The sequence below is a fragment of the Sphingomonas sp. CCH9-F2 genome (genome assembly GCF_001556735.1).
Lineage (GTDB): Bacteria > Pseudomonadota > Alphaproteobacteria > Sphingomonadales > Sphingomonadaceae > Sphingomonas > Sphingomonas ginsenosidimutans.
In genome coordinates this window covers 1-19,040 of sequence record NZ_LSJO01000648.1, presented here as the reverse complement: position 1 = coordinate 19,040, position 19,040 = coordinate 1, and the positions used below count along the sequence as shown (strand labels likewise).

The window sequence follows — 19,040 nt, the reverse complement described above, 5'->3', positions numbered from 1 at the left end:
ATCTACACCAGTTTCGACGATGACGACGACATGCTGGCGATGCTGGTCGACGAGGCGCCGCCGGTGGTCAGCTTCCATTTCGGCATCCCGAAGCCCGGCCGGATTACGGCGCTGAAGCGCGCGGGCTGCGTCCTGTTCGCCTCCGCGACCAGCCTTGCCGAGGCGCGGGCGATCGTGGCGGCGGGCATCGACGTCGTCGTCGCACAGGGGTGGGAAGCGGGCGGCCATCGCGGCATGTTCGATCCGGCGGCGGCGGACGACCGGCTCGGCACGCTCGCGCTCACCAGGCTGCTGGTCAGGGAAACGGACGTGCCGGTGGTCGCCGCCGGCGGCATCATGGACGGCGCCGGAATCCGGGCGGTGCTGGCGCTGGGCGCGGCGGCGGCGCAGCTGGGCACCGCGTTCATCGCCTGTCCCGAAAGCAGCGCCGACGCGGCCTATCGCGCGGCGCTTGCCGGGGAGGGCGCGAACCATACGGTCATGACGCTCGCCATTTCGGGCCGGCCGGCGCGCTGCCTGCCCAATCTGTTCACCCGGTGGGGCGAGACGGTGTCGGCGGCGACGCCCGATTATCCGATCGCCTATGACGCGGGCAAGGCGCTGAACGCCGCGGCGAAGGCGGCCGGCGAGGGCGGCTTCGGCGCGCAATGGGCCGGTCAGGGCGCGCCGCTTCACCGCGCGATGCCGGCGGCCGCGCTGATCGAGTTGATGTGGCGGGAGGCGGTACAGGCGGGCGCGTGACGCGGCGTCCTAGTAAAAGCGGCGCAGCGTCAGGGTGCGCTTCGTGCCATCGCACATCGCCAGTTGCACCGCGCGGCCGGGCGTGCCGGTCGGCCAGCGCGCCATCGGGGTGCCGATATAGCCGGGGGTGACCGCAATGCCGTCCACCGCGCAGATCGTGTCGCCCTCACGCCAGCCCGCCGCGGCCGCCGGGCCGCCGCGCATGACGTGGAGCACCTTCAGCCGGTTGCCCGCCAGCCCCAGCAGCAGCCCGCTGGTCGACCGGTCGGGGGTGCGCGCGGCGCTTTCGGCGCGCAGCAGCATGTGCCCCGCGCCGGGATCGAGCAGCACGCGATAGCGTTGCAGGAAGCCCGAGCCGATCCGCCCGGCGGTGCCGATCGTCTCCGAAAAGCCGCCCGCGCCCTCGATCCGCACCTCCACGTCGCGTGCGGCGACCTGCCCGATCGCCAGCACGGGCACGATCGCGACGTCGCTGACCACCGGGCCGGCGAGGCCGTAGGAGATCGTGGTGGTCGCCCCCGGCGGGCCGCCCGCTGCCGCCCAGGCGGGGGCCGCGACGGTCACCGCCGCGCCGTCGCCGGTATCGACCACCATCGGGCGTAGCGGGCGACCCGCCAGTGCGGCGGTGGTGACGTACAATTGCCGGTCGGGCGCGATCGACAGCGGCGCCGACGGCGCGGCGAACGGCATCCGCCCGCTCTTCAGCAGCCGGAACCGGCGCGCCTGATAGTCGATGTCGAGCGCATAGGGTGCGGTCAGGTCGCGCCCGACCAGCAGGTCGACCGCCGCCGCGCCGTCATGCCCGCCGCCGGTCGCCGCCGCGGGCAGGTCCGCGATCAGCAGTGCGCCGCCGCGCCGCGTCAGCCCGCCCAGCGTCAGCGTCGTGATCGGCGTCTTGCCCACCGTCAGCGTGCCGCCGATGACGTCGGCGCGCCCTTCCTCGGTCACGCGCAGATCGTTGGCGGTGGCATAGGCGCGCGACAGCACCGACATGCTGACCCCGGTGTCGAGGATCGCGGTGACGCGCCGCCCGCCCAGCGTCATCGTGAAGCGGATCTGGTTGCCCGCCGTCAGGTCGAACGGCACCCAGTGCGATTCCTCATTGGGCGCGAGCGTATCGACCGGCGCGCGCGACGGGGCGGTGGCAAGCGAGGTGGCGGCGGCGGCGAGGAGCAGCGGCAGGAGGATGGCGGGCACGCGAATGTCCTAGAGCGTTTCCCGGGCGGGTTGAACCGTTGCCGTGCGGGTGCGTGTTTTCGGGGCGGGGCGATCGCCAGACGTATCGTGCGCGATGACCGACACCCCGGGCCGAACGTCCTGTTCGTCATGCCGGACCCGTTCCGGCATCCACCGTTCCGCACCATCCGCCGCTTGTGCATGTGCGGCGCGGTGGATGCCGGGACAAGCCCGGCATGACGGGGGAGGTGGCGCAGCCTGGCGCCCGGATCAGGCGATTACAGGCAGGCTTCCAGATACGCCTGGTCGAAGCCGAACTGCTTGGCCTTGTCGATCGTGTACGGGCGCAGCCCCATCGAGCGATATTCGCCGATGATCTTCCCGTCGGCGCTTTCGTCCAGATATTCGAACTTGAACAGCTCCTGCGTGACGATCACCGGGCCTTCCATGCCGATCACCTCGGTGATGTTGGTGACGCGGCGGCTGCCGTCGCGCAGGCGCTTCACCTGGATGATCATGTCGACCGAATCGGCGATCTGGCGGCTGATCGCCTCCTTGGGCACCTTGATGTCCGACATCATCACCATGTTCTCCATACGCGCCAGCGCCTCGCGCGGGGAGTTGGAGTGGAGCGTACACATCGACCCGTCGTGGCCGGTGTTCATCGCGGCGAGCATGTCGAAACATTCGGAGCCACGGATTTCGCCCAGGATGATGCGGTCCGGGCGCATACGCAGCGCGTTCTTGACGAGATCGCGGATCGAGATCTCGCCCTGACCTTCCAGATTGGCGGGGCGGGTTTCGAGCGGCAGCCAGTGCGGCTGCTGCAGGCGAAGCTCGGCGGCATCCTCGATCGTCAGCACGCGCTCGCCCGGGTCGATCATCTTCGACAGCGCGTTGAGCATCGTCGTCTTGCCCGAGCCGGTGCCGCCCGAGATGACGACGTTGAAGCGGCACGCGCCCGCGATCTTCAGCGCGGTGGCCATCTTGGTCGACATGCTGCCGAACCCGGCCATCATGTCGAGCGTGATCGGCTTGGCGGAGAATTTACGGATCGAGATGGCGGTGCCGCGCAGGCTGAGCGGCGGCACGATGACGTTGACGCGGCTGCCGTCCTTCAGGCGCGCGTCGGCCAGCGGGGTAGTCTGGTCGACGCGGCGGCCGACCGAGTTGCAGATGCGCTGCGCGATCTGGAACAGATGCTCCTCGTCGCGGAAGGCGATCTGCGCCAGTTCCAGCTTGCCCTTGCGCTCCACGAACGTCTGTTCGGGGCCGTTGACCATGATGTCGCTGATGTCGGGGTCGGCGAGCAGTTCCTCGAGCGGTCCCAGCCCGAGCAGCTCGTCGACCAGCACCTTTTCCAGCGCGAACTGTTCGCGGCGGTTGAGCGTCAGCTTCAGCTCGGCCAGCACTTCGCCGATGATCGGGCGGAATTCCTCCGCCAGCTCGTCCTTGCCCAGCGTCGCGGCGGCTTCGGGATCGACGCGCTCCAGCAGGCGCGGGAGCACCTGTTCCTTGATCTTGTGGATCGACGCCTCGAACCCCTCGACACGGCTGTTGCCGGCCTCGCCGCTGGCGTTCTGGCGATCGGACAGCCGCTGCATCGCGTCGATCTGCGACTGGGGCGTGGTGTTCGTGATATCGATGGGCGAATCGTCGGGGCGCAGCGCGAGCGAATCGAGCGGCGGGAACTGATCGAGCGACGGTGCGGGCGCAGGCGCCGGGGTGTCGGCCCGCTGCCCGCCCTGCATCGGGCGCGCGACCCCGAATCCGGTGCGGGTCCCGCCCGTCGCCATGCCGCCGTTGCGCCGTCCGAACGCGCTCATCGTCGTTGTTCCGTTCCCTGGGTTCGGTGAACGGGAGTAAGCGGCAGGCCTTTACAATTGCCTAACCATCGGACGCGGCGGCGCGCCGCACCGCCTCCACGAAGGCGAGCCGCCGGGCGTCGTCGGGCAAGGCGGGGTCGTGGCGTTCCGCGGCGGCGCGTTCCGCAAGCGTGGACGCCCAGTGACGGTGCGCTTCGTCCCCGGCGACCAGCGTCGCGGCGGGGAACAGATCGCGCAGCGCGGCTCCGCCATCGCCGTCCAATGCGGCATGGCACAGCCCGCGCGGCGTGGTGGCGACCAGCAGCGGCCCCGGCGCGGTGTCGACGATCGACCAGTGGATCGTCACCCCCGCGCCGCCGTCCGCGAAGGTGGCGGGGGCCATGCCCAGCCGCGCGGCATCGGCGTAGAAGCGGCTGGGGGCGGCATAGCCTGCGGCGTAGATGGCGTCGGTGACGCTGGCCGCGCCGCGCAGCCGCTCGGCCGCGCGTGCGGCACGCAGCGCGCGCGCATAGCCTGCCGGGGTCAGCCCGGTGTCGCGTTTGAACAGGCGCAGGAAGTGATGCGGGGCATAGCCGACCGCAGCGGCCAGCGCGGCGAGCGGCGGCGGGGCACCGTGCGCGGCGGCGATCAGCCGGGTCGCATCGGCCACCGCCGTGCGGTCGCGCGCGATCGAATCGGGGCAGCAGCGCCGGCACGCGCGATAGCCGCGCGCGCGGGCGGCGGCGGCGTCGGCCAGTATCTCCACATTCTCGCGCCGCGGGCGGCGCGCGGCGCAGCTGGGCCGGCAATAGATGCCGGTGGTGCGTACCGCGACGACGAAGCGGTCGTCGTGGCGCCGGTCGCGGCGGGCGAAGGCGTCCCATGCCTCGTCCAGGGTCAGGCCGGCGATGGAGGTGGCGTCGCTCATCACGCTTATGTATGCGATCGCGACGCGCCGGCCATCCCGCGGCTTGCGCCCGAAACGACAAGCGGCGGGGCAGGAGGCCGAGAGAGGATGAGCGCCACGCAGCCCGTGCTGATCGATGCGGTGGGCGACGGCGTCGCGATCGTCAGGCTCAACCGGCCGGAGGCGATGAACGCGCTGTCCGTCGCGATGCGCGGGGCATTGTACGATGCGATGCGGCAGGTGGATGCCGACCCGGCGATCCGCTGCGTCGTGCTGACGGGGGCCGGCACGCGCGCGTTCACCGCCGGGCTGGACCTCAAGGAACTGGGCAGCGTCGACGGCGCGCTGGGCGCGGCCAATGCCAGCGGCCCCGCCGACAATCCGGTGCGCGCGATCGAATCATGCCGCAAGCCGGTGATCGGCGCGATCAACGGCGTCGCGATCACCGGCGGGTTCGAGGTCGCGCTGGCGTGCGACATGTTGATCGCCAGCGACACCGCGCGCTTCGCCGATACCCATGCGCGCGTCGGCGTGATGCCGGGCTGGGGGCTGAGCCAGAAGCTGTCGCGGCTGATCGGCATGGCGCGCGCCAAGGAACTGTCGCTGTCGGGCAATTTCCTGGACGCGGCGACCGCCGAACGCTGGGGGCTGGTCAACCGCGTGGTCGCGCCCGACGCGCTGCTGCCCGCCGCGATCGCGCTGGCGGCGGATATCGCATCGGCGGATGCGGCGTTCATCGCGGACTACAAGCGGCTGATCGACGACGGCTTCGGGCTGCCGTTCGCGGCGGCGCTGGCGCTGGAGGAGGAGCGGTCGACCGCGGCCAATGCGCGCGTCACGCCGGCGGCGGTCGAGGCGCGGCGCGCGGCGGTGCAGGCGCGCGGGCGGGCACAATGAAGCGATGATGAACAAGCTTCCGTCCATCCGGTTGCATAGCGGCCCCCCCTTTGCTACGCGCCCGGCATCCCAAGCGAGGTGCGTTTCGCGCGCCATCCCTTCGCATGGGCCAACACCCTTGGGTTTTCGAGGAAAGTGAATCGCGTGGAGAGCTCCAGCGGTAATCAGGGCAGCAACATTCAGGCCAGCCTGGGCGGCCGCTATGCGAGTGCGCTGTTCGATCTGGCGGTGGAGGCCAAGGCCGTCGACCGAGTCGAGGAAAGCCTGACTGCCGTGCGCCAGGCGCTGGCCGAATCGGCCGATTTCCGTATGCTGACCGCATCGCCGGTGGTGGCGCGTGGGCAGGCGGTGAAGGCGGTGCTGGCCACCGCCGACCAGCTGAGGCTGGACACCACGACGAAGAGCTTCCTGGGGGTGCTGGCGGAGAACCGCCGCCTGTCGCAGCTGCCGCAGGTCATCGCCGCCTATCGCACGCTGGCCGCGCGCCACCGCGGCGAAACCACCGCGGAGGTGACCAGCGCCCACCCGCTGTCCGACGACCAGGTTGAGGAGCTGAAGCAGCAGCTGCGCCGCCGTGTCGGTCGCGAGGTGTCGGTCGACCTGACGGTCGATCCCGCGATCCTGGGCGGGCTGGTCGTCCGCATCGGTTCCCAGATGATCGATTCGTCGATCCGCACCCGTTTGAATGCGCTCGCCAGCGCGATGAAAGGCTGACGTAATGGATATCCGCGCCGCAGAAATCTCCAAGGTCATCAAGGACCAGATCGCCAATTTCGGCACCGAGGCCGAAGTGAGCGAAACCGGCCAGGTGCTGAGCGTCGGCGACGGCATCGCGCGCATCTACGGCCTCGACAACGTCCAGGCGGGCGAGATGGTCGAATTCGCCAACGGCGTGCAGGGCATGGCGCTGAACCTGGAGGCGGACAATGTCGGCGTCGTGATCTTCGGCTCCGACGCCGAGATCAAGGAAGGCGACACCGTCAAGCGCACCGGCACGATCGTCGACGTCCCCGTCGGCAAGGGCCTGCTGGGCCGCGTCGTGGACGGGCTGGGCAACCCGATCGACGGCAAGGGGCCGATCGTCGCCGAGAAGCGCAGCCGCGTCGAGGTGAAGGCGCCCGGCATCATCCCGCGCAAGTCGGTGCACGAGCCGGTGCAGACCGGGCTGAAGGCGATCGACGCGCTGGTGCCGGTCGGCCGCGGCCAGCGTGAGCTGATCATCGGCGACCGTCAGACCGGCAAGTCGGCGGTCGCGATCGACACGTTCATCAACCAGAAGCAGGCGAACGCCGGCAGCGACGAATCGAAGAAGCTGTACTGCATCTACGTCGCGGTCGGGCAGAAGCGCTCGACCGTCGCGCAGCTGGTCCGCACGCTGGAGGAAAACGGCGCGATGGAATATTCCATCGTCGTCGCCGCCACCGCGTCGGACCCCGCGCCGCTGCAGTTCCTGGCGCCGTACACCGGCTGCGCGATGGGCGAATATTTCCGCGACAATGCGATGCACGCGGTGATCGTCTATGACGATCTGTCGAAGCAGGCGGTGGCGTATCGCCAGATGTCGCTGCTGCTGCGCCGTCCGCCGGGCCGCGAAGCCTATCCGGGCGACGTCTTCTATCTCCACTCGCGCTTGCTGGAGCGCGCGGCGAAGATGAACGACGACAACGGCAACGGTTCGCTGACCGCGCTGCCGATCATCGAGACGCAGGCGGGCGACGTGTCGGCGTACATCCCGACCAACGTGATCTCGATCACCGACGGCCAGATCTTCCTGGAAACCGACCTGTTCTTCGCCGGCATCCGCCCGGCGATCAACGTCGGCCTGTCGGTCAGCCGCGTCGGTTCGGCCGCGCAGACCAAGGCGATGAAGAAGGTGTCCGGCTCGATCAAGCTGGAGCTGGCGCAGTATCGCGAGATGGCCGCGTTCGCGCAGTTCGGATCGGACCTCGACGCCTCCACGCAGAAGCTGCTGAACCGCGGCGCGCGGCTGACCGAGCTGCTCAAGCAGCCGCAGTTCAACCCGATGCCGTTCGAGGAGCAGACCGCGTCGATCTACGCCGGTACCAACGGCTATATCGACAGCGTGCCGGTCGCCGACGTGACCCGTTACGAAGCGGCGATGCTGGCGTTCCTGCGCGATCGCCACGCCGGCGTGCTGACCGCGATCCGCGACACGCGCGAACTGGGCAAGGACACCGAGGCGCAGCTCAAGGCGGCGCTGGACGAATTCGCTAAGACGTTCGCGTAATCATTTGGCCCTCTCCCCGCCGGGGAGAGGGTTGGGAGAGGGGCCGCCCCACGCGGCACCGCTCGTGACAACCCCTCACCCCAACCCTCTCCCCGGAGGGGAGAGGGAGCAAGAAGAAGAGCATGGCGTCACTGAAAGCCCTCAAGATCCGCATCGGCTCGGTGAAGTCGACGCAGAAGATCACCAAGGCGATGAAGATGGTCGCCGCCGCCAAGCTGCGCCGTGCGCAGGAGGCGGCGGTCGCCGGGCGCCCCTATGCCGAGCGGCTGGAGGCGGTGGTCGCCAGCCTGGCGAAGAACGTCGGGGTCGGCGCATCGCCGCTGATGGCGGGAACGGGCAAGGACCAGGTCCACATGCTGGTCGTCGCCACGTCCGAGCGCGGGCTGGCGGGCGCGTTCAACACCAACATCGTGCGCGCCGCGCGCCGCAAGGCCGAGGAGCTGGAAGCTGCGGGCAAGACCGTCGTCTTCTATCTGGCGGGCAAGAAGGGCCGCGTGCTGCGCCGCTTCTACCCCAAGGGGATCGCGGTCGACCGCGACCTGTCGGAGATGAAGGTCGCCGGGTTCGACCATGCCAAGGGCATCGCCGACGACCTGATCGCGCGGTTCGAGGCGGGCGAATTCGACGTCGCGCATCTGTTCTACGCCCGGTTCCAGTCGGCGCTGGTGCAGGAGCCGGTCGCGCAGCAGATCATCCCGGTGGCGATCCCCGCGGGCGCCGCGCCGAAGCTGGCCAACAGCGGCGACGCCACGGTGGCCTATGAGCCGAGCGAGGAAGCGATCCTGGCCGACCTGTTGCCGCGCAACGTGGCGATCCAGATCTTCCGCGCGCTGCTGGAAAATGCCGCATCGGAACAGGGCAGCCGCATGACCGCGATGGATAACGCCACGCGCAACGCCGGCGACATGATCAAGCGGCTGAGCATCCAGTACAATCGCGCCCGCCAGGCGGCGATCACGACCGAGCTGGTCGAGATTATCTCGGGCGCGGAGGCGCTGTGATCCGACGCGCCCTGTCCGGCCTGGCGATCGCGATCACCGCGGCGGGCTGTTCGCCGTCCGGGGCGGGTGACGACGCGCGCGCCAATGCCGTGGCGGGCAATGCCGTCGCGCCCGCGCCGACCGCATCGGCGACCTGGGACGGGCCGAAGCTGGCCGGCGGCAGCTGGGCGGGCGTGTTCACCACTCCGGCGACCGCGATCGATCTGTTCGGCCGGATCGGCCTGCGCCCCGGCGCCTATCGTCAGGCGGGCACAACATGGGAATCGCGCGCGGTACCGACGCCGCTGACCGATCCGTCGGCCCGTGACGTCGTCGTCGCTGATTTCGTCGCCAGCGGCACGCGCGCGCGGATCGACACGCTGGCCTTCACGCTGCACGAACCGGCCGCGTCGAACGACCAGCAGGCGCGCGACCAGTTCGAACAGTGGATCGCGCAGGCGCTGGCGCAGCTGGGCGTGACTGGCGGCGACACCGTCACCAAGGCGATCCACGGGCAGAAGCCGCTGTCCGGCCAGCTGAAGGGCGGCGCGGATTATCGCGTTACCCGTACCACCACCCCCAAGGAGCGGCTGACGGCCGTGACCTTCACCCGCTCCGCGTCTATATCGGGGCAGACGAACCAAGGAAGCATGTGATGGCAACCGCCGCTGAAGACATCCGTCCGGCCACCGGCTCGGGCAGCAACAATGTGGGCCGTATCGCGCAGGTGATCGGCGCCGTCGTCGACGTGCAGTTCGGCACCCAACTGCCCGCGATCCTGTCGGCGCTGGAGACCGAGAACAACGGTCAGCGGCTGGTGCTCGAGGTAGCGCAGCATCTGGGCGAGAACACCGTCCGCACGATCGCGATGGATTCGACCGAGGGGCTGACCCGCGGCCAGACCGTCACCGACACCGGCGCGCAGATCCAGATGCCGGTCGGCCCCGCGACGCTGGGCCGCATTATGAACGTCGTCGGCGAGCCGATCGACGAGCGCGGCCCGATCGCCACCGACCTGCGCGCGCCGATCCACGCCAAGGCGCCGGAATTCGTCGACCAGTCGACCGAAAGCGCGATCCTGGTGACGGGCATCAAGGTGATCGACCTGCTCGCGCCCTACGCCAAGGGCGGCAAGATCGGCCTGTTCGGCGGCGCGGGCGTCGGCAAGACCGTGCTGATCCAGGAACTGATCAACAACATCGCCAAGGGCCATGGCGGCACGTCGGTGTTCGCGGGCGTGGGTGAGCGGACCCGCGAGGGTAACGACCTGTACCACGAATTCCTCGACGCGGGCGTCATCGCCAAGGACGCCGACGGCAAGGCGATCAGCGAGGGGTCGAAGGTCGCGCTCGTCTACGGCCAGATGAACGAGCCGCCGGGGGCGCGTGCGCGCGTCGCGCTGTCGGGCCTCGCCATCGCGGAATATTTCCGCGACCAGGAAGGGCAGGACGTGCTGTTCTTCGTCGACAACATCTTCCGCTTCACGCAGGCGGGCGCGGAAGTGTCGGCGCTGCTGGGCCGCATCCCGTCGGCGGTGGGTTACCAGCCGACGCTGTCGACCGACATGGGCGCGTTGCAGGAGCGCATCACCTCCACCAACAAGGGGTCGATCACCTCGGTGCAGGCGGTGTACGTCCCCGCGGACGACCTGACCGACCCGGCGCCGGCGACGTCGTTCGCGCACCTTGACGCGACGACCGTGCTGAACCGCGCGATTTCCGAGCTGGGCATCTACCCGGCGGTCGATCCGCTCGACTCGACCAGCCGCGTGCTGGAGCCGCGCATCGTCGGCCAGGATCATTATGAAACCGCCCGTGCGGTCCAGGCGATCCTGCAGAAGTACAAGGCACTGCAGGACATCATCGCCATCCTGGGCATGGACGAGCTGTCCGAGGAGGACAAGCTGACCGTCCAGCGCGCGCGCAAGATCCAGCGCTTTCTGTCGCAGCCGTTCCACGTCGCCGAGGTGTTCACCGGCATCGCGGGCAAGTTCGTGCAGATCGAGGACACGATTCGCAGCTTCAAGGCGGTGGTGAACGGCGAATACGATCACCTGCCGGAAAGCGCCTTCTACATGGTCGGCGGGATCGACGAAGCCGTCGCCAAGGCCGAGAAGATGGCGCAGGAGGCGTAAGCCTTTCGCGTGAAGCCCCTCCCTTACCGGGAGGGGCTGTTGAGGTAGAGATATGCTGCACTTCGAACTGGTCACTCCCGAACGCCTGGTCCGCTCGGACGAGGTCTATATGGTCACCGTGCCGGGTGCCGACGGCGATTTCGCGGTGCTGGAGGGCCATGCGCCGTTCATGTCGACGATCCGCGACGGCGACGTGCTGGTGCAGAAGACGCAAGGCGGCGCGCCCGAGACGATCGCGATCCGCGGCGGCTTCGCCGAGGTCAATGCGCGCGGGCTGACCGTCCTGGCCGAACACGCCGGCTGACGCGGCGTCCCGGACGGGATCGATGACGGGCGTCCCGCGGTGCGGGGCGCCCGTTTCGCTGTCGGGGGGCAGCAACCGGCGCCCGCCGCCGTCCCGCGATCCGACCGCTCAGGCCGCGGCGCGTTCGCCGGTGCGCAGGGTCAGTACCTCCACCCCGCGCGCGGTGACCGCGACGGTGTGTTCGAACTGCGCGGACAGCTTCCCGTCCGCGGTGACGACGGTCCAACCGTCATCTTCCCCCACCACGCGGCGGGTGCCCTGGTTGAGCATCGGCTCGATCGTGAAGGTCATCCCCTCGCGCAGTTCGACGCCGGTGCCCGCGCGGCCGAAGTGCAGCACCTGCGGCTCCTCGTGCATGTCGCGGCCGATGCCGTGGCCGCAATAGTCGCGGACCACCGAATAGCCGTTCTTCTTCGCATGGCGCTCGATCGCGAAGCCGATGTCGCCCAGCCGCGCGCCGGGCCGCACCTGCGCGATCCCCTTCCACAACGCCTCCTGCGTGACGCGCACCAGCCGCCGCGCGGCGGGCGGGGCGGCGCCGACGACATAGGTCTTGCTGGAATCGGCGATGAACCCGTTCTTTTCCAGCGTGATGTCGAGATTCACGATATCGCCGTCGCGGATGACGACGCCGGCATCGGGGACGCCGTGGCAAACGACGTTGTTGATCGACGAATTGAGGACATAGGCGAAGCCGTACTGCCCCTTGCTGGCGGGGCGGGCGGCGAGATCGTCGGTGATGAAGCGTTCGACCAGATCGTTGACCTCCAGCGTCGAGCGCCCGGCCAGGTCGATCGTGTCGAGCATCTCGAACACCTGCGCCAGCAGCCGCCCGGAGATGCGCATCAGCGCCAGTTCGTCGGGCGTCTTGACCATGGGTTGGGTTACCTTCTGCACGATGTCACAGGAAGCTGTAGGGATCGACGTCGACCGCGACGCGGACCTTGGCGGGCCAGTCGAGCGCGCCCAGCCAGTCGCGGATCACGTCCTGCACGTCCAGCGCGCGGCGGGCGTGGACCAGCAGGCGGTAGCGGTGGCGCCCGCGCAGCATCGCCAGCGGCGCGGGGGCGGGGCCGTACACCTCCATGCCCTCGATGCGCGGGGCGCTGCGCCCGACCGCGCGGGCGGTTTCCAGCGCAGCGGGCTGATCCTCGCTCGACACGATGATCGCGGCGTAACGGCCGAACGGCGGCGCGTCGGCATCGCGGCGCGCCTCGGTCTCGGCAGCGTAGAAGGCGTCGGCATCGCCGGTGACCAGCGCCTGCATCACCGCGGCCCTGGGGCTGTGCGTCTGGATGAAGACATGGCCGGGCTTCGCCCCGCGGCCCGCGCGCCCCGATACCTGGCGGATCTGCTGGAAGGTGCGTTCCGCGGCGCGCAGGTCGCCGCCGTCCAGCCCCAGATCGGCGTCGATCACGCCGACCAATGTCAGGTTGGGGAAATGATAGCCCTTGGTCACCAATTGCGTACCGACGACGATGTCGATCGCGCCTTCCTCCATCCGCGCGACGAAGTCGGCGGCGCGCGCGGGCGACCAGATCGTGTCCGACGTCACCACCGCGGTGCGCGCCTCAGGGAAGAGCGCCGCGACCTCGTCCGCGATCCGCTCCACGCCGGGGCCGCAGGCGACCAACGTATCCTCGTTCTGGCATTCCGGGCACAGCCGCGGGACCGGCTCGACATGCCCGCAATGATGGCAGGCGAGCCGGCGGGTCAGTCGGTGTTCGACCATCCAGGCGGTGCAGTTCGGGCACTGGAAGCGATGCCCGCAGGTGCGGCACAGGGTGAGCGGGGCATAGCCGCGACGGTTGAGGAACAGCAACGACTGTTCGCCGCGCTCCAGCGTCTCGCCCAGCGCGGCGACCAGCCGCGGGCTGATCCAGCGGCCGCGCTCGGGCGGTTCGGCGATCAGGTCGATCGCCGCGATCGTCGGCAATTGCGCCGCACCGTAGCGGCCGGGGAGCTTCACCTCGGCATAATGGCCGAGCGCGACCTGATGACGGGTTTCGATCGCGGGCGTCGCGCTGGCCAGGATCACCGGGCAGCGTTCGAACTTGGCGCGCATCACCGCGACGTCGCGCGCATGGTAATGGACCCCATCCTCCTGCTTGAAGCTGGTTTCGTGCGCCTCGTCGATGACGATCAGGCCCAGGTCGGCATAGGGCAGGAACAGCGCGGAGCGCGCGCCGACGGTGACGCGCGCCTCCCCGCCGGCGATGGCGCGCCACGCGCGGCGGCGCTGGGTGGAGCGCAGGCCGGAATGCCACGCCACCGGCTCGCACCCGAAGCGGTCGTGGAACCGCTTCAGGAACGGTTCGGTCAGCGCGATTTCGGGCAGCAGCACCAGCACCTGCCGGCGACTGCGCAGCGCGGTGGCGACCGCCTCGAAATAGACCTCGGTCTTGCCCGATCCGGTCACGCCGTCGAGCAGCGTCGGCGCGAAGGCGGCGGCAGCGACCCCGGCGGACAAGGTGTCGGCGGCGGCGCGCTGATCGTCGGACAGCTGCGGGGGGGCGTGATCGGGGTCGGGGACGGGAAAGGGGCTGTCGATATCGACCTCCACCGCCTCGATCGCGCCGGCCTTCACCAGCCCGCGGATCACGGCGTCGCTGACCTCCGCGATCGTCGCCAGCTCGCGGATCAGCCCCTGCCGCTCGCCGATCCGCTCCAGCGCCTGCGCGCGCTGCGGGGTGAGGCGATCGGGGACGTGGCCGGTCGCACGATATTCGGTGGCGGTGCGCGATCCTTCCAGCGCGGCATTCGACGACAGCGCCATGCGGACCACCGCGGCAGGCGGCGCGAGATAGTAATCGGCGGTCCATTCGATCAGCCGGCGCAGCGGCGCGCGCAGCGGCGGCACGTCGGCGACCGCCAGCAGGTTGCGCAGGCGATTGTCGCCGACCTCCGCATCGGAGGGCATCCGCTCCGCCTCCCACGCGACGCCGGTCAGCTGGCGCGGCCCCAGCGGGGCGACGACGATCGACCCCGGCTCCACCACCATGCCGTGCGGCACGCGATAGTCGAGCGGGCCGAGCGCCGAATTGAGGACCAGGACACGCGCGCGGGAAGACATTGCCGTCCCATATGGGAGCGCGGCGAGCGGTGCAAAACCCGCCGCCTGCGCCCTGGTCCGCGTCAGGCGGCGTCAGAGCGGATGCGCAGATGGCGGCGGTCGCGGCGGCGGTGCTTGGCGGCGTAGAGCAGCGCGTCGGCGCGGCGGACGAAATCGCGCGGCGAGCCGAATTCGGTATCGAACACCGCGATCCCCACCGATCCGCCGCTGATCATCGTCAGTCCGGCGGAGCCGACCGGGATGCGCAGCGCGTCGTCGATCCGCAGGCGCAGCGCCTCCGGGTCGGCGAGCAGCGCCGGATCGTCGACGATCAGCGCGAATTCGTCGCCGCCGATGCGCGCGGCCAGGCTGCCACGCAGCCACGGCTGCGACAGTGCGGCGCCGGTCATCCGCAGCACCTCGTCGCCGGCATCATGGCCCAGCGTGTCGTTGATCGCCTTGAACCCGTCCAGGTCGATCAGCACCAGCATCAGGGCGACGCCGTCCTTCCCGTGCGCCAATGCCATCGCCTGTTCCAGCGTCGCGTCGAACGACGCGCGATTCGCAAGGCCGGTGAGCGCGTCGGTGCTGGCGAGGCGACGCAGCCGCGTCTCCAGTTCGTGGCGCACGGTGACGTCCTGGAACACGCCGATCACCCCGGTGACGCGCCCGTCCACGATCTCCGCTTCCCCCATCGAGCGGACGCGGCGGCGGTGGCCGCGCGCGGTGATGAAGTCGCTTTCGATATCGAACGGGGAGCCGTCCCACAGCGTGCGCTGCAAGGTGCGGCGCACCTGTTCGCGATCCTGCGGTGGGTAGAAGTCGAACGAATGTTCACGGGCCGGCTGCTGTCCCAGCGGCAGGCCGTGCAGCGTATAGGTGTTGTCCGACCAATGTATCCGGTCGTCGATCAGCGACAGATGCCACGATCCGATCGACGCGATCCGTTCCACATTGCGGAAGATGCGATCTTTGCGCGCAAGGTCGCGCAGCAGCCGCTCGCTCTCCTTCGCGAACTCGATCGCGCGCAAGGCGGTTCGGCGGCCCTCCAGCAGCGCCTCCGCCAGCGTCGCCAGATGCGCCAGCGCCTCCCGCGCGGCGGGGCTGATCCGGTGGCAGACCGAATCGATCACGCACAGCGTCCCGATCGGCTGGCGTACCCCGGCATCGTCGCGCAGGTGCAGCGGTGTCCCGGCGTAAAAGCGATAGCCGGCATCGGTGACCAGCGGGCTGTTACGATAGACGCCGTCCTGCGACAGGTCGTCGATGACCACCGGTCCCTGCCCCCGGATCGTGCGGTCGCACATTGCCACATCGCGGCGGAACTCGCGCGGGCCGGCGACCGTCCCGGCGGCGACCCATAAACGGTCGCGATCGACGAGGTTGAGCAGCGCGATCGGGCAGTCGAGCATCCGGGCCGCGAGCGCGACCAGCGCATCGAACGCCTGTTCGGGCGCGGCGCCGAGCAGTTCGAGCGAATGGAGCGCGGCCAGCCGCCGCTCCTCGCGTTCGATGTCGTGATCGCGTGAGTCCGCAGGCGTGCTATCCATCGCGCCATCCTGTACCGGTTGGCGTTAACATTCCGTCCCAGGGCCCGGAGGATCATGACGCAGGATGTCGATCGCGCGGACGCCGGCGCGCCCCTGCCGCCAGCGATGCCGCTGGCGCTTCAGTGGAGCATCCACCTCGCGCGCGACCGGCGGCGGTCGGAACATACGGTGCGGGCGTATCGCGCGACGACCGAGCGGTTGCTGGCGTTCCTGTCCGAGCATTGGGGCGGGCCGGTGGAGCGCGCGGCGCTGGCGGATGTGACCGCCGCGGACCTGCGCGCCTATCTGGCGGCGCGGCGGCGCGGCGGGCTGGGCAACAGTTCCGCTGCGCGCGAGCTGTCGGCGGTGCGCGCGTTCCTGTACTGGGCGAACGGGGCGGGCAGCGCGCCGGTGCTGCGCGGGCCGCGCGTCAAGGCGGGGGTGCCGCGCCCGGTCGCCCCGGCGGAGGCGGTCGCGCTGGCGCAGGAGGTCGCGGACGAGAGCGACGAGCCGTGGGTGGCGGCGCGCGACTGGGCGCTGCTGCTGCTGCTGTACGGTGCGGGGCTGCGCATCGGCGAGGCGCTGGCGCTGACCGGCGCGGTACTGCCACTGGGCGAGACGATCGCGGTAACGGGCAAGCGTGCCAAGACGCGGATCGTGCCGCTGCTGCCGGCGGTGCGCGACGCAATCGCCGATTATGCCGCACGCACGCCCTGGCCGGTCGCCCCCGACGCATCGCTGTTCCGCGGGGTGCGCGGGGGGCCGCTGTCCCCCGGGGTGGTGCGGGTGAAGGTGCGCGCGGCGCGAGCGCGGCTGGGCCTGTCCGAACGCACGACCCCGCATGCGCTACGCCACAGTTTCGCGACCCATCTGCTGGGCCGCGGCGCCGACCTGCGCGCGTTGCAGGAGTTGCTCGGCCATGCCAGCCTCAGCTCGACGCAGGTCTATACGGCAGTGGACGCGGCGCATCTGCTGGACGTCTATCGCGCGGCGCATCCGCGCGCCTAGTCTCCGCGCGGTTGCCAGGTGACGACGCGGTAGAAGTAGTAGCCGATCGCCAGCACCGTCAGCGCGATCCCGGCGGGGCCGACATAACGGTCGAGATCGGCATAGCGGCTGCCCAGGACATAGCCCGCGCCCGCCAGCACCCCGTTCCAGATAATGCTGCCGGCGAAGGTCGTCGCCAGGAACGGCCACAGCCGCATCCCCGCCATCCCGGCGGGCAGCGAGATGAGCGTGCGGAACGTCGGCATGAAGCGGAACACGAAGATCACCCAGCCGCCGTGGCGGTGGAAGAAGGTGCGTACCCGCTCGACATCGTCCCATTCCAGCGTCAGCCAGCGGCCGTGCCGTTCGACGAACGGGCGGAAGCGCGCATAGCCGAGCCGCCGCCCGATCTCGTACCAGAACACATTGCCGGCGGTGGTGCCGGCGGTTCCCCACAGCAGCAGCGGCAGCATCTCCATCTCACCGCGCGCTACCGCGATCCCGCCCAGCCCCATGATGACCTCCGACGGGATCGGTGGCACGACGTTTTCCAGGGCCATCAGCAGGAAGATGCCGATATAGCCGCCCCAGACGATCCAGTTGATGATGAAGTCGGTCATGGGCGCCAGCGGGGCGACGGGCTTCCTCCGCCGTTCGCCCCGAGGAGGGGCTGAACCTGTCGAAGCCCCGTCTCGAAGGGTATGCGCCGTGGCTGTGCTTCGAGACGGCATCTCGGCTTCGCTCGATGCCTCCTCGGCACGAACGGGGTGGGGAAGGAACGTGAAGCGCCCGTCATCCGGCCCCAACCGCCGGTCAGGCGGCGCGTTCCGCCAGCCTGCGGTCGATCGCGTCCCAGATGAGGCCGGCGACGTCGGTGCCGTCGAACCGCTCGATCGCGACGATACCGGTAGGGGAGGTGACGTTGATCTCGGTCAGCCATTCGCCGCCGATCACGTCGATGCCGACGAAGATCAGCCCGCGGCGCTTCAGCTCCGGCCCCAGTTCGGCGCAGATCGCGCGTTCGCGGTCGGTCAGCTCGGTCTTTTCCGCCGATCCGCCGACCGCCAGGTTGCTGCGGATCTCGCCCTCGCCCGGCAGGCGGTTGATCGCGCCGGCGACCTCGCCGTCGACCAGCACGATGCGCTTGTCGCCCTTCGCCACGTCGGGCAGGAACGCCTGCACCATATGCGGTTCGCGCCACGTCTGGTTGAACACCTCGATCAGCGCGGACAGGTTCTCGCCCTCCGAACCGACGCGGAAGATCGCCTTGCCGCCGTTGCCGTGGAGCGGCTTCACTACGATCGCGCCATGCTGCTTCAGGAAGGCGCGCGCCTCGTCCAGGCTGCGCGTCACCAGCGTCGGCGGCATGAAATGCGCATAGTCGAGGACGAAGACCTTTTCGGGCGCGTTGCGCACGCTGGCCGGATCGTTGACCACCAATGTCCGGTCGGCGATCCGCTCCAAGAGGTGCGTGGCGGTGATATAGCCCAGGTCGAAGGGTGGATCCTGCCGCATCAGCACCACGTCCGCCTCCGCCCCCAGATCGAGGCTGACCGGATCGCCGAAGCGGAAATGGTCGCCGACGACGCGCTGGACGGTGACCGGATGCGCGCGGGTCCACAACAGGCCGTCGGACCAGTTGAGATCCTCCGCGGTGTAGTGGAACAGCCGGTGCCCGCGTGCCTGCGCCGACAGCATCAGCGCGAAGGTCGAATCGCCTGCGATGTTGATCGTGGCGAGCGGGTCCATCTGGACGGCGACGGTGAGCTTCCGGGTCATGCGCGGGGATGTAGGCGGGCGGGGCGGCGCTGTCAGTAGCCGATCCACGCATTCTCGATATGCCGCGGCGGGGTGCGCGGGGCGAGGAGGATGACGTCGACGCGGATATCCTCCCCCGCGGTGGCGTAGCGCGGCATCAGTACCTCCGCCGCGGCGGCGACGCGGGCGAGGCGGCGATGGTCGATCGCATGATCCAGCTCGGCGGCGGTGGCACGGCTCTTGACCTCGACGAAGGCGATTAGCGCGCCGCGCTTGGCGATCAGGTCGACCTCCCCGGCGTGGTGGCTGCGGCTGAAGGGCTGGTCGATCCTCGACCGCCGCGTCCGCGCGCGGGGCGTCGTCGGGGGTGGCAGCGGCCGCCTCCGGCGTGACGGCGACCGGCATGTCCGTGGGCGTGGCGGGCGCGTCGTTGCGCGCGGTGCGGATGGCGCGCGGCAGCACCGGCGGCACGATCGCGGCCAGCACCGGCGTCGGCGGCGTGGCGGCGGGCGGCGTTTCCGC

The 19,040-nt window shown here is 70.0% G+C and carries 18 protein-coding genes; 9 read left to right on the top strand and 9 right to left on the bottom strand.

Annotated features, from left to right (window positions below; genetic code table 11):
- On the top strand, positions 1-741 hold a 741-nt coding region (locus AX685_RS18435; protein ID WP_066491268.1), incomplete at its 5' end, for an NAD(P)H-dependent flavin oxidoreductase.
- Positions 742-750: 9 nt separating this feature from the next.
- Here AX685_RS18435 and AX685_RS18430 read toward each other — a convergent pair.
- From AX685_RS18430 to AX685_RS18420, 3 genes are all read right to left on the bottom strand, one after another.
- Positions 751-1,938: a retropepsin-like aspartic protease gene (locus AX685_RS18430; protein ID WP_231792294.1), complete on the bottom strand. Its 1,188-nt coding sequence runs from the start codon at positions 1,936-1,938 to the stop codon at positions 751-753.
- 257 nt (positions 1,939-2,195) lie between these two features.
- Positions 2,196-3,743: a CpaF family protein gene (locus AX685_RS18425; RefSeq protein WP_176484824.1), complete on the bottom strand. Its 1,548-nt coding sequence runs from the start codon at positions 3,741-3,743 to the stop codon at positions 2,196-2,198.
- Positions 3,744-3,804: 61 nt separating this feature from the next.
- Positions 3,805-4,650, bottom strand: coding sequence for an Ada metal-binding domain-containing protein (locus AX685_RS18420; protein ID WP_066491267.1), 846 nt, complete (start codon positions 4,648-4,650; stop codon positions 3,805-3,807).
- Between the two features lie 87 nt (positions 4,651-4,737).
- On the opposite strand from AX685_RS18420, the gene AX685_RS18415 reads away from it, so the two are divergent.
- From AX685_RS18415 to AX685_RS18385, 7 genes are all read left to right on the top strand, one after another.
- The gene (locus AX685_RS18415; RefSeq protein WP_156445920.1) at positions 4,738-5,526 is read left to right on the top strand and encodes an enoyl-CoA hydratase; all 789 of its coding nucleotides are present in this window, start codon (positions 4,738-4,740) and stop codon (positions 5,524-5,526) included.
- 144 nt (positions 5,527-5,670) lie between these two features.
- Positions 5,671-6,240, top strand: coding sequence for a F0F1 ATP synthase subunit delta (locus tag AX685_RS18410; RefSeq protein WP_066491272.1), 570 nt, complete (start codon positions 5,671-5,673; stop codon positions 6,238-6,240).
- A 4-nt stretch (positions 6,241-6,244) separates the two neighbouring features.
- Positions 6,245-7,774, top strand: coding sequence for a F0F1 ATP synthase subunit alpha (gene atpA / locus AX685_RS18405; protein WP_066491266.1), 1,530 nt, complete (start codon positions 6,245-6,247; stop codon positions 7,772-7,774).
- A 122-nt stretch (positions 7,775-7,896) separates the two neighbouring features.
- Positions 7,897-8,775, top strand: coding sequence for a F0F1 ATP synthase subunit gamma (locus AX685_RS18400; protein WP_066491265.1), 879 nt, complete (start codon positions 7,897-7,899; stop codon positions 8,773-8,775).
- Positions 8,772-9,410: a hypothetical protein gene (locus AX685_RS18395; protein WP_066491263.1), complete on the top strand. Its 639-nt coding sequence runs from the start codon at positions 8,772-8,774 to the stop codon at positions 9,408-9,410. The genes AX685_RS18400 and AX685_RS18395 overlap by 4 nt, the downstream gene beginning before the upstream one ends.
- Complete coding sequence (atpD, locus tag AX685_RS18390) at positions 9,410-10,888, top strand: F0F1 ATP synthase subunit beta (protein ID WP_066491260.1); 1,479 nt, start codon at positions 9,410-9,412, stop codon at positions 10,886-10,888. The genes AX685_RS18395 and atpD overlap by 1 nt, the downstream gene beginning before the upstream one ends.
- A 52-nt stretch (positions 10,889-10,940) precedes the next feature.
- Positions 10,941-11,192: an ATP synthase F1 subunit epsilon gene (locus tag AX685_RS18385; protein WP_066491255.1), complete on the top strand. Its 252-nt coding sequence runs from the start codon at positions 10,941-10,943 to the stop codon at positions 11,190-11,192.
- 108 nt (positions 11,193-11,300) lie between these two features.
- Here the strand turns inward: AX685_RS18385 and map are convergent, their stop codons facing one another.
- From map to AX685_RS18370, 3 genes are all read right to left on the bottom strand, one after another.
- The gene (map, locus tag AX685_RS18380; protein ID WP_066491248.1) at positions 11,301-12,068 is read right to left on the bottom strand and encodes a type I methionyl aminopeptidase; all 768 of its coding nucleotides are present in this window, start codon (positions 12,066-12,068) and stop codon (positions 11,301-11,303) included.
- Between the two features lie 25 nt (positions 12,069-12,093).
- Positions 12,094-14,265, bottom strand: coding sequence for a primosomal protein N' (locus AX685_RS18375; RefSeq protein WP_066491247.1), 2,172 nt, complete (start codon positions 14,263-14,265; stop codon positions 12,094-12,096).
- A 62-nt stretch (positions 14,266-14,327) separates the two neighbouring features.
- Positions 14,328-15,794: a diguanylate cyclase domain-containing protein gene (locus AX685_RS18370; protein ID WP_066491244.1), complete on the bottom strand. Its 1,467-nt coding sequence runs from the start codon at positions 15,792-15,794 to the stop codon at positions 14,328-14,330.
- Positions 15,795-15,899: 105 nt separating this feature from the next.
- On the opposite strand from AX685_RS18370, the gene AX685_RS18365 reads away from it, so the two are divergent.
- Positions 15,900-16,781, top strand: a complete 882-nt coding sequence (locus AX685_RS18365) for a tyrosine-type recombinase/integrase (RefSeq protein WP_066491270.1) — start codon at positions 15,900-15,902, stop codon at positions 16,779-16,781.
- Here the strand turns inward: AX685_RS18365 and AX685_RS18360 are convergent.
- The 3 genes from AX685_RS18360 to AX685_RS21280 form a co-directional block, all read right to left on the bottom strand.
- Positions 16,778-17,380 (bottom strand): DedA family protein, encoded by a 603-nt coding sequence (locus tag AX685_RS18360; protein ID WP_066491242.1) that lies wholly within the window; start codon positions 17,378-17,380, stop codon positions 16,778-16,780. The genes AX685_RS18365 and AX685_RS18360 overlap by 4 nt on opposite strands.
- A 193-nt stretch (positions 17,381-17,573) precedes the next feature.
- Complete coding sequence (gene gshB / locus AX685_RS18355; RefSeq protein ID WP_066491241.1) at positions 17,574-18,539, bottom strand: glutathione synthase; 966 nt, start codon at positions 18,537-18,539, stop codon at positions 17,574-17,576.
- 32 nt (positions 18,540-18,571) lie between these two features.
- On the bottom strand, positions 18,572-18,892 hold the full coding sequence (locus AX685_RS21280; protein ID WP_082741083.1) for a YraN family protein: 321 nt from the start codon (positions 18,890-18,892) through the stop codon (positions 18,572-18,574).
- Positions 18,893-19,040: the final 148 nt, after the last annotated feature.

Coding starts and splice junctions, on each gene's coding strand:
- map (WP_066491248.1), bottom strand. CDS start 12,068: ATGGTCAAGACGCCCGACGAACTGGCGCTGATGCGCATCTCCGGGCGG.
- atpD (WP_066491260.1), top strand. CDS start 9,410: ATGGCAACCGCCGCTGAAGACATCCGTCCGGCCACCGGCTCGGGCAGC.
- AX685_RS18360 (WP_066491242.1), bottom strand. CDS start 17,380: ATGACCGACTTCATCATCAACTGGATCGTCTGGGGCGGCTATATCGGC.
- AX685_RS18375 (WP_066491247.1), bottom strand. CDS start 14,265: ATGTCTTCCCGCGCGCGTGTCCTGGTCCTCAATTCGGCGCTCGGCCCG.
- atpA (WP_066491266.1), top strand. CDS start 6,245: ATGGATATCCGCGCCGCAGAAATCTCCAAGGTCATCAAGGACCAGATC.
- AX685_RS18385 (WP_066491255.1), top strand. CDS start 10,941: ATGCTGCACTTCGAACTGGTCACTCCCGAACGCCTGGTCCGCTCGGAC.
- AX685_RS18420 (WP_066491267.1), bottom strand. CDS start 4,650: ATGAGCGACGCCACCTCCATCGCCGGCCTGACCCTGGACGAGGCATGG.
- AX685_RS18365 (WP_066491270.1), top strand. CDS start 15,900: ATGCCGCTGGCGCTTCAGTGGAGCATCCACCTCGCGCGCGACCGGCGG.
- AX685_RS18370 (WP_066491244.1), bottom strand. CDS start 15,794: ATGGATAGCACGCCTGCGGACTCACGCGATCACGACATCGAACGCGAG.
- gshB (WP_066491241.1), bottom strand. CDS start 18,539: ATGACCCGGAAGCTCACCGTCGCCGTCCAGATGGACCCGCTCGCCACG.
- AX685_RS18415 (WP_156445920.1), top strand. CDS start 4,738: ATGAGCGCCACGCAGCCCGTGCTGATCGATGCGGTGGGCGACGGCGTC.
- AX685_RS18400 (WP_066491265.1), top strand. CDS start 7,897: ATGGCGTCACTGAAAGCCCTCAAGATCCGCATCGGCTCGGTGAAGTCG.
- AX685_RS18425 (WP_176484824.1), bottom strand. CDS start 3,743: ATGAGCGCGTTCGGACGGCGCAACGGCGGCATGGCGACGGGCGGGACC.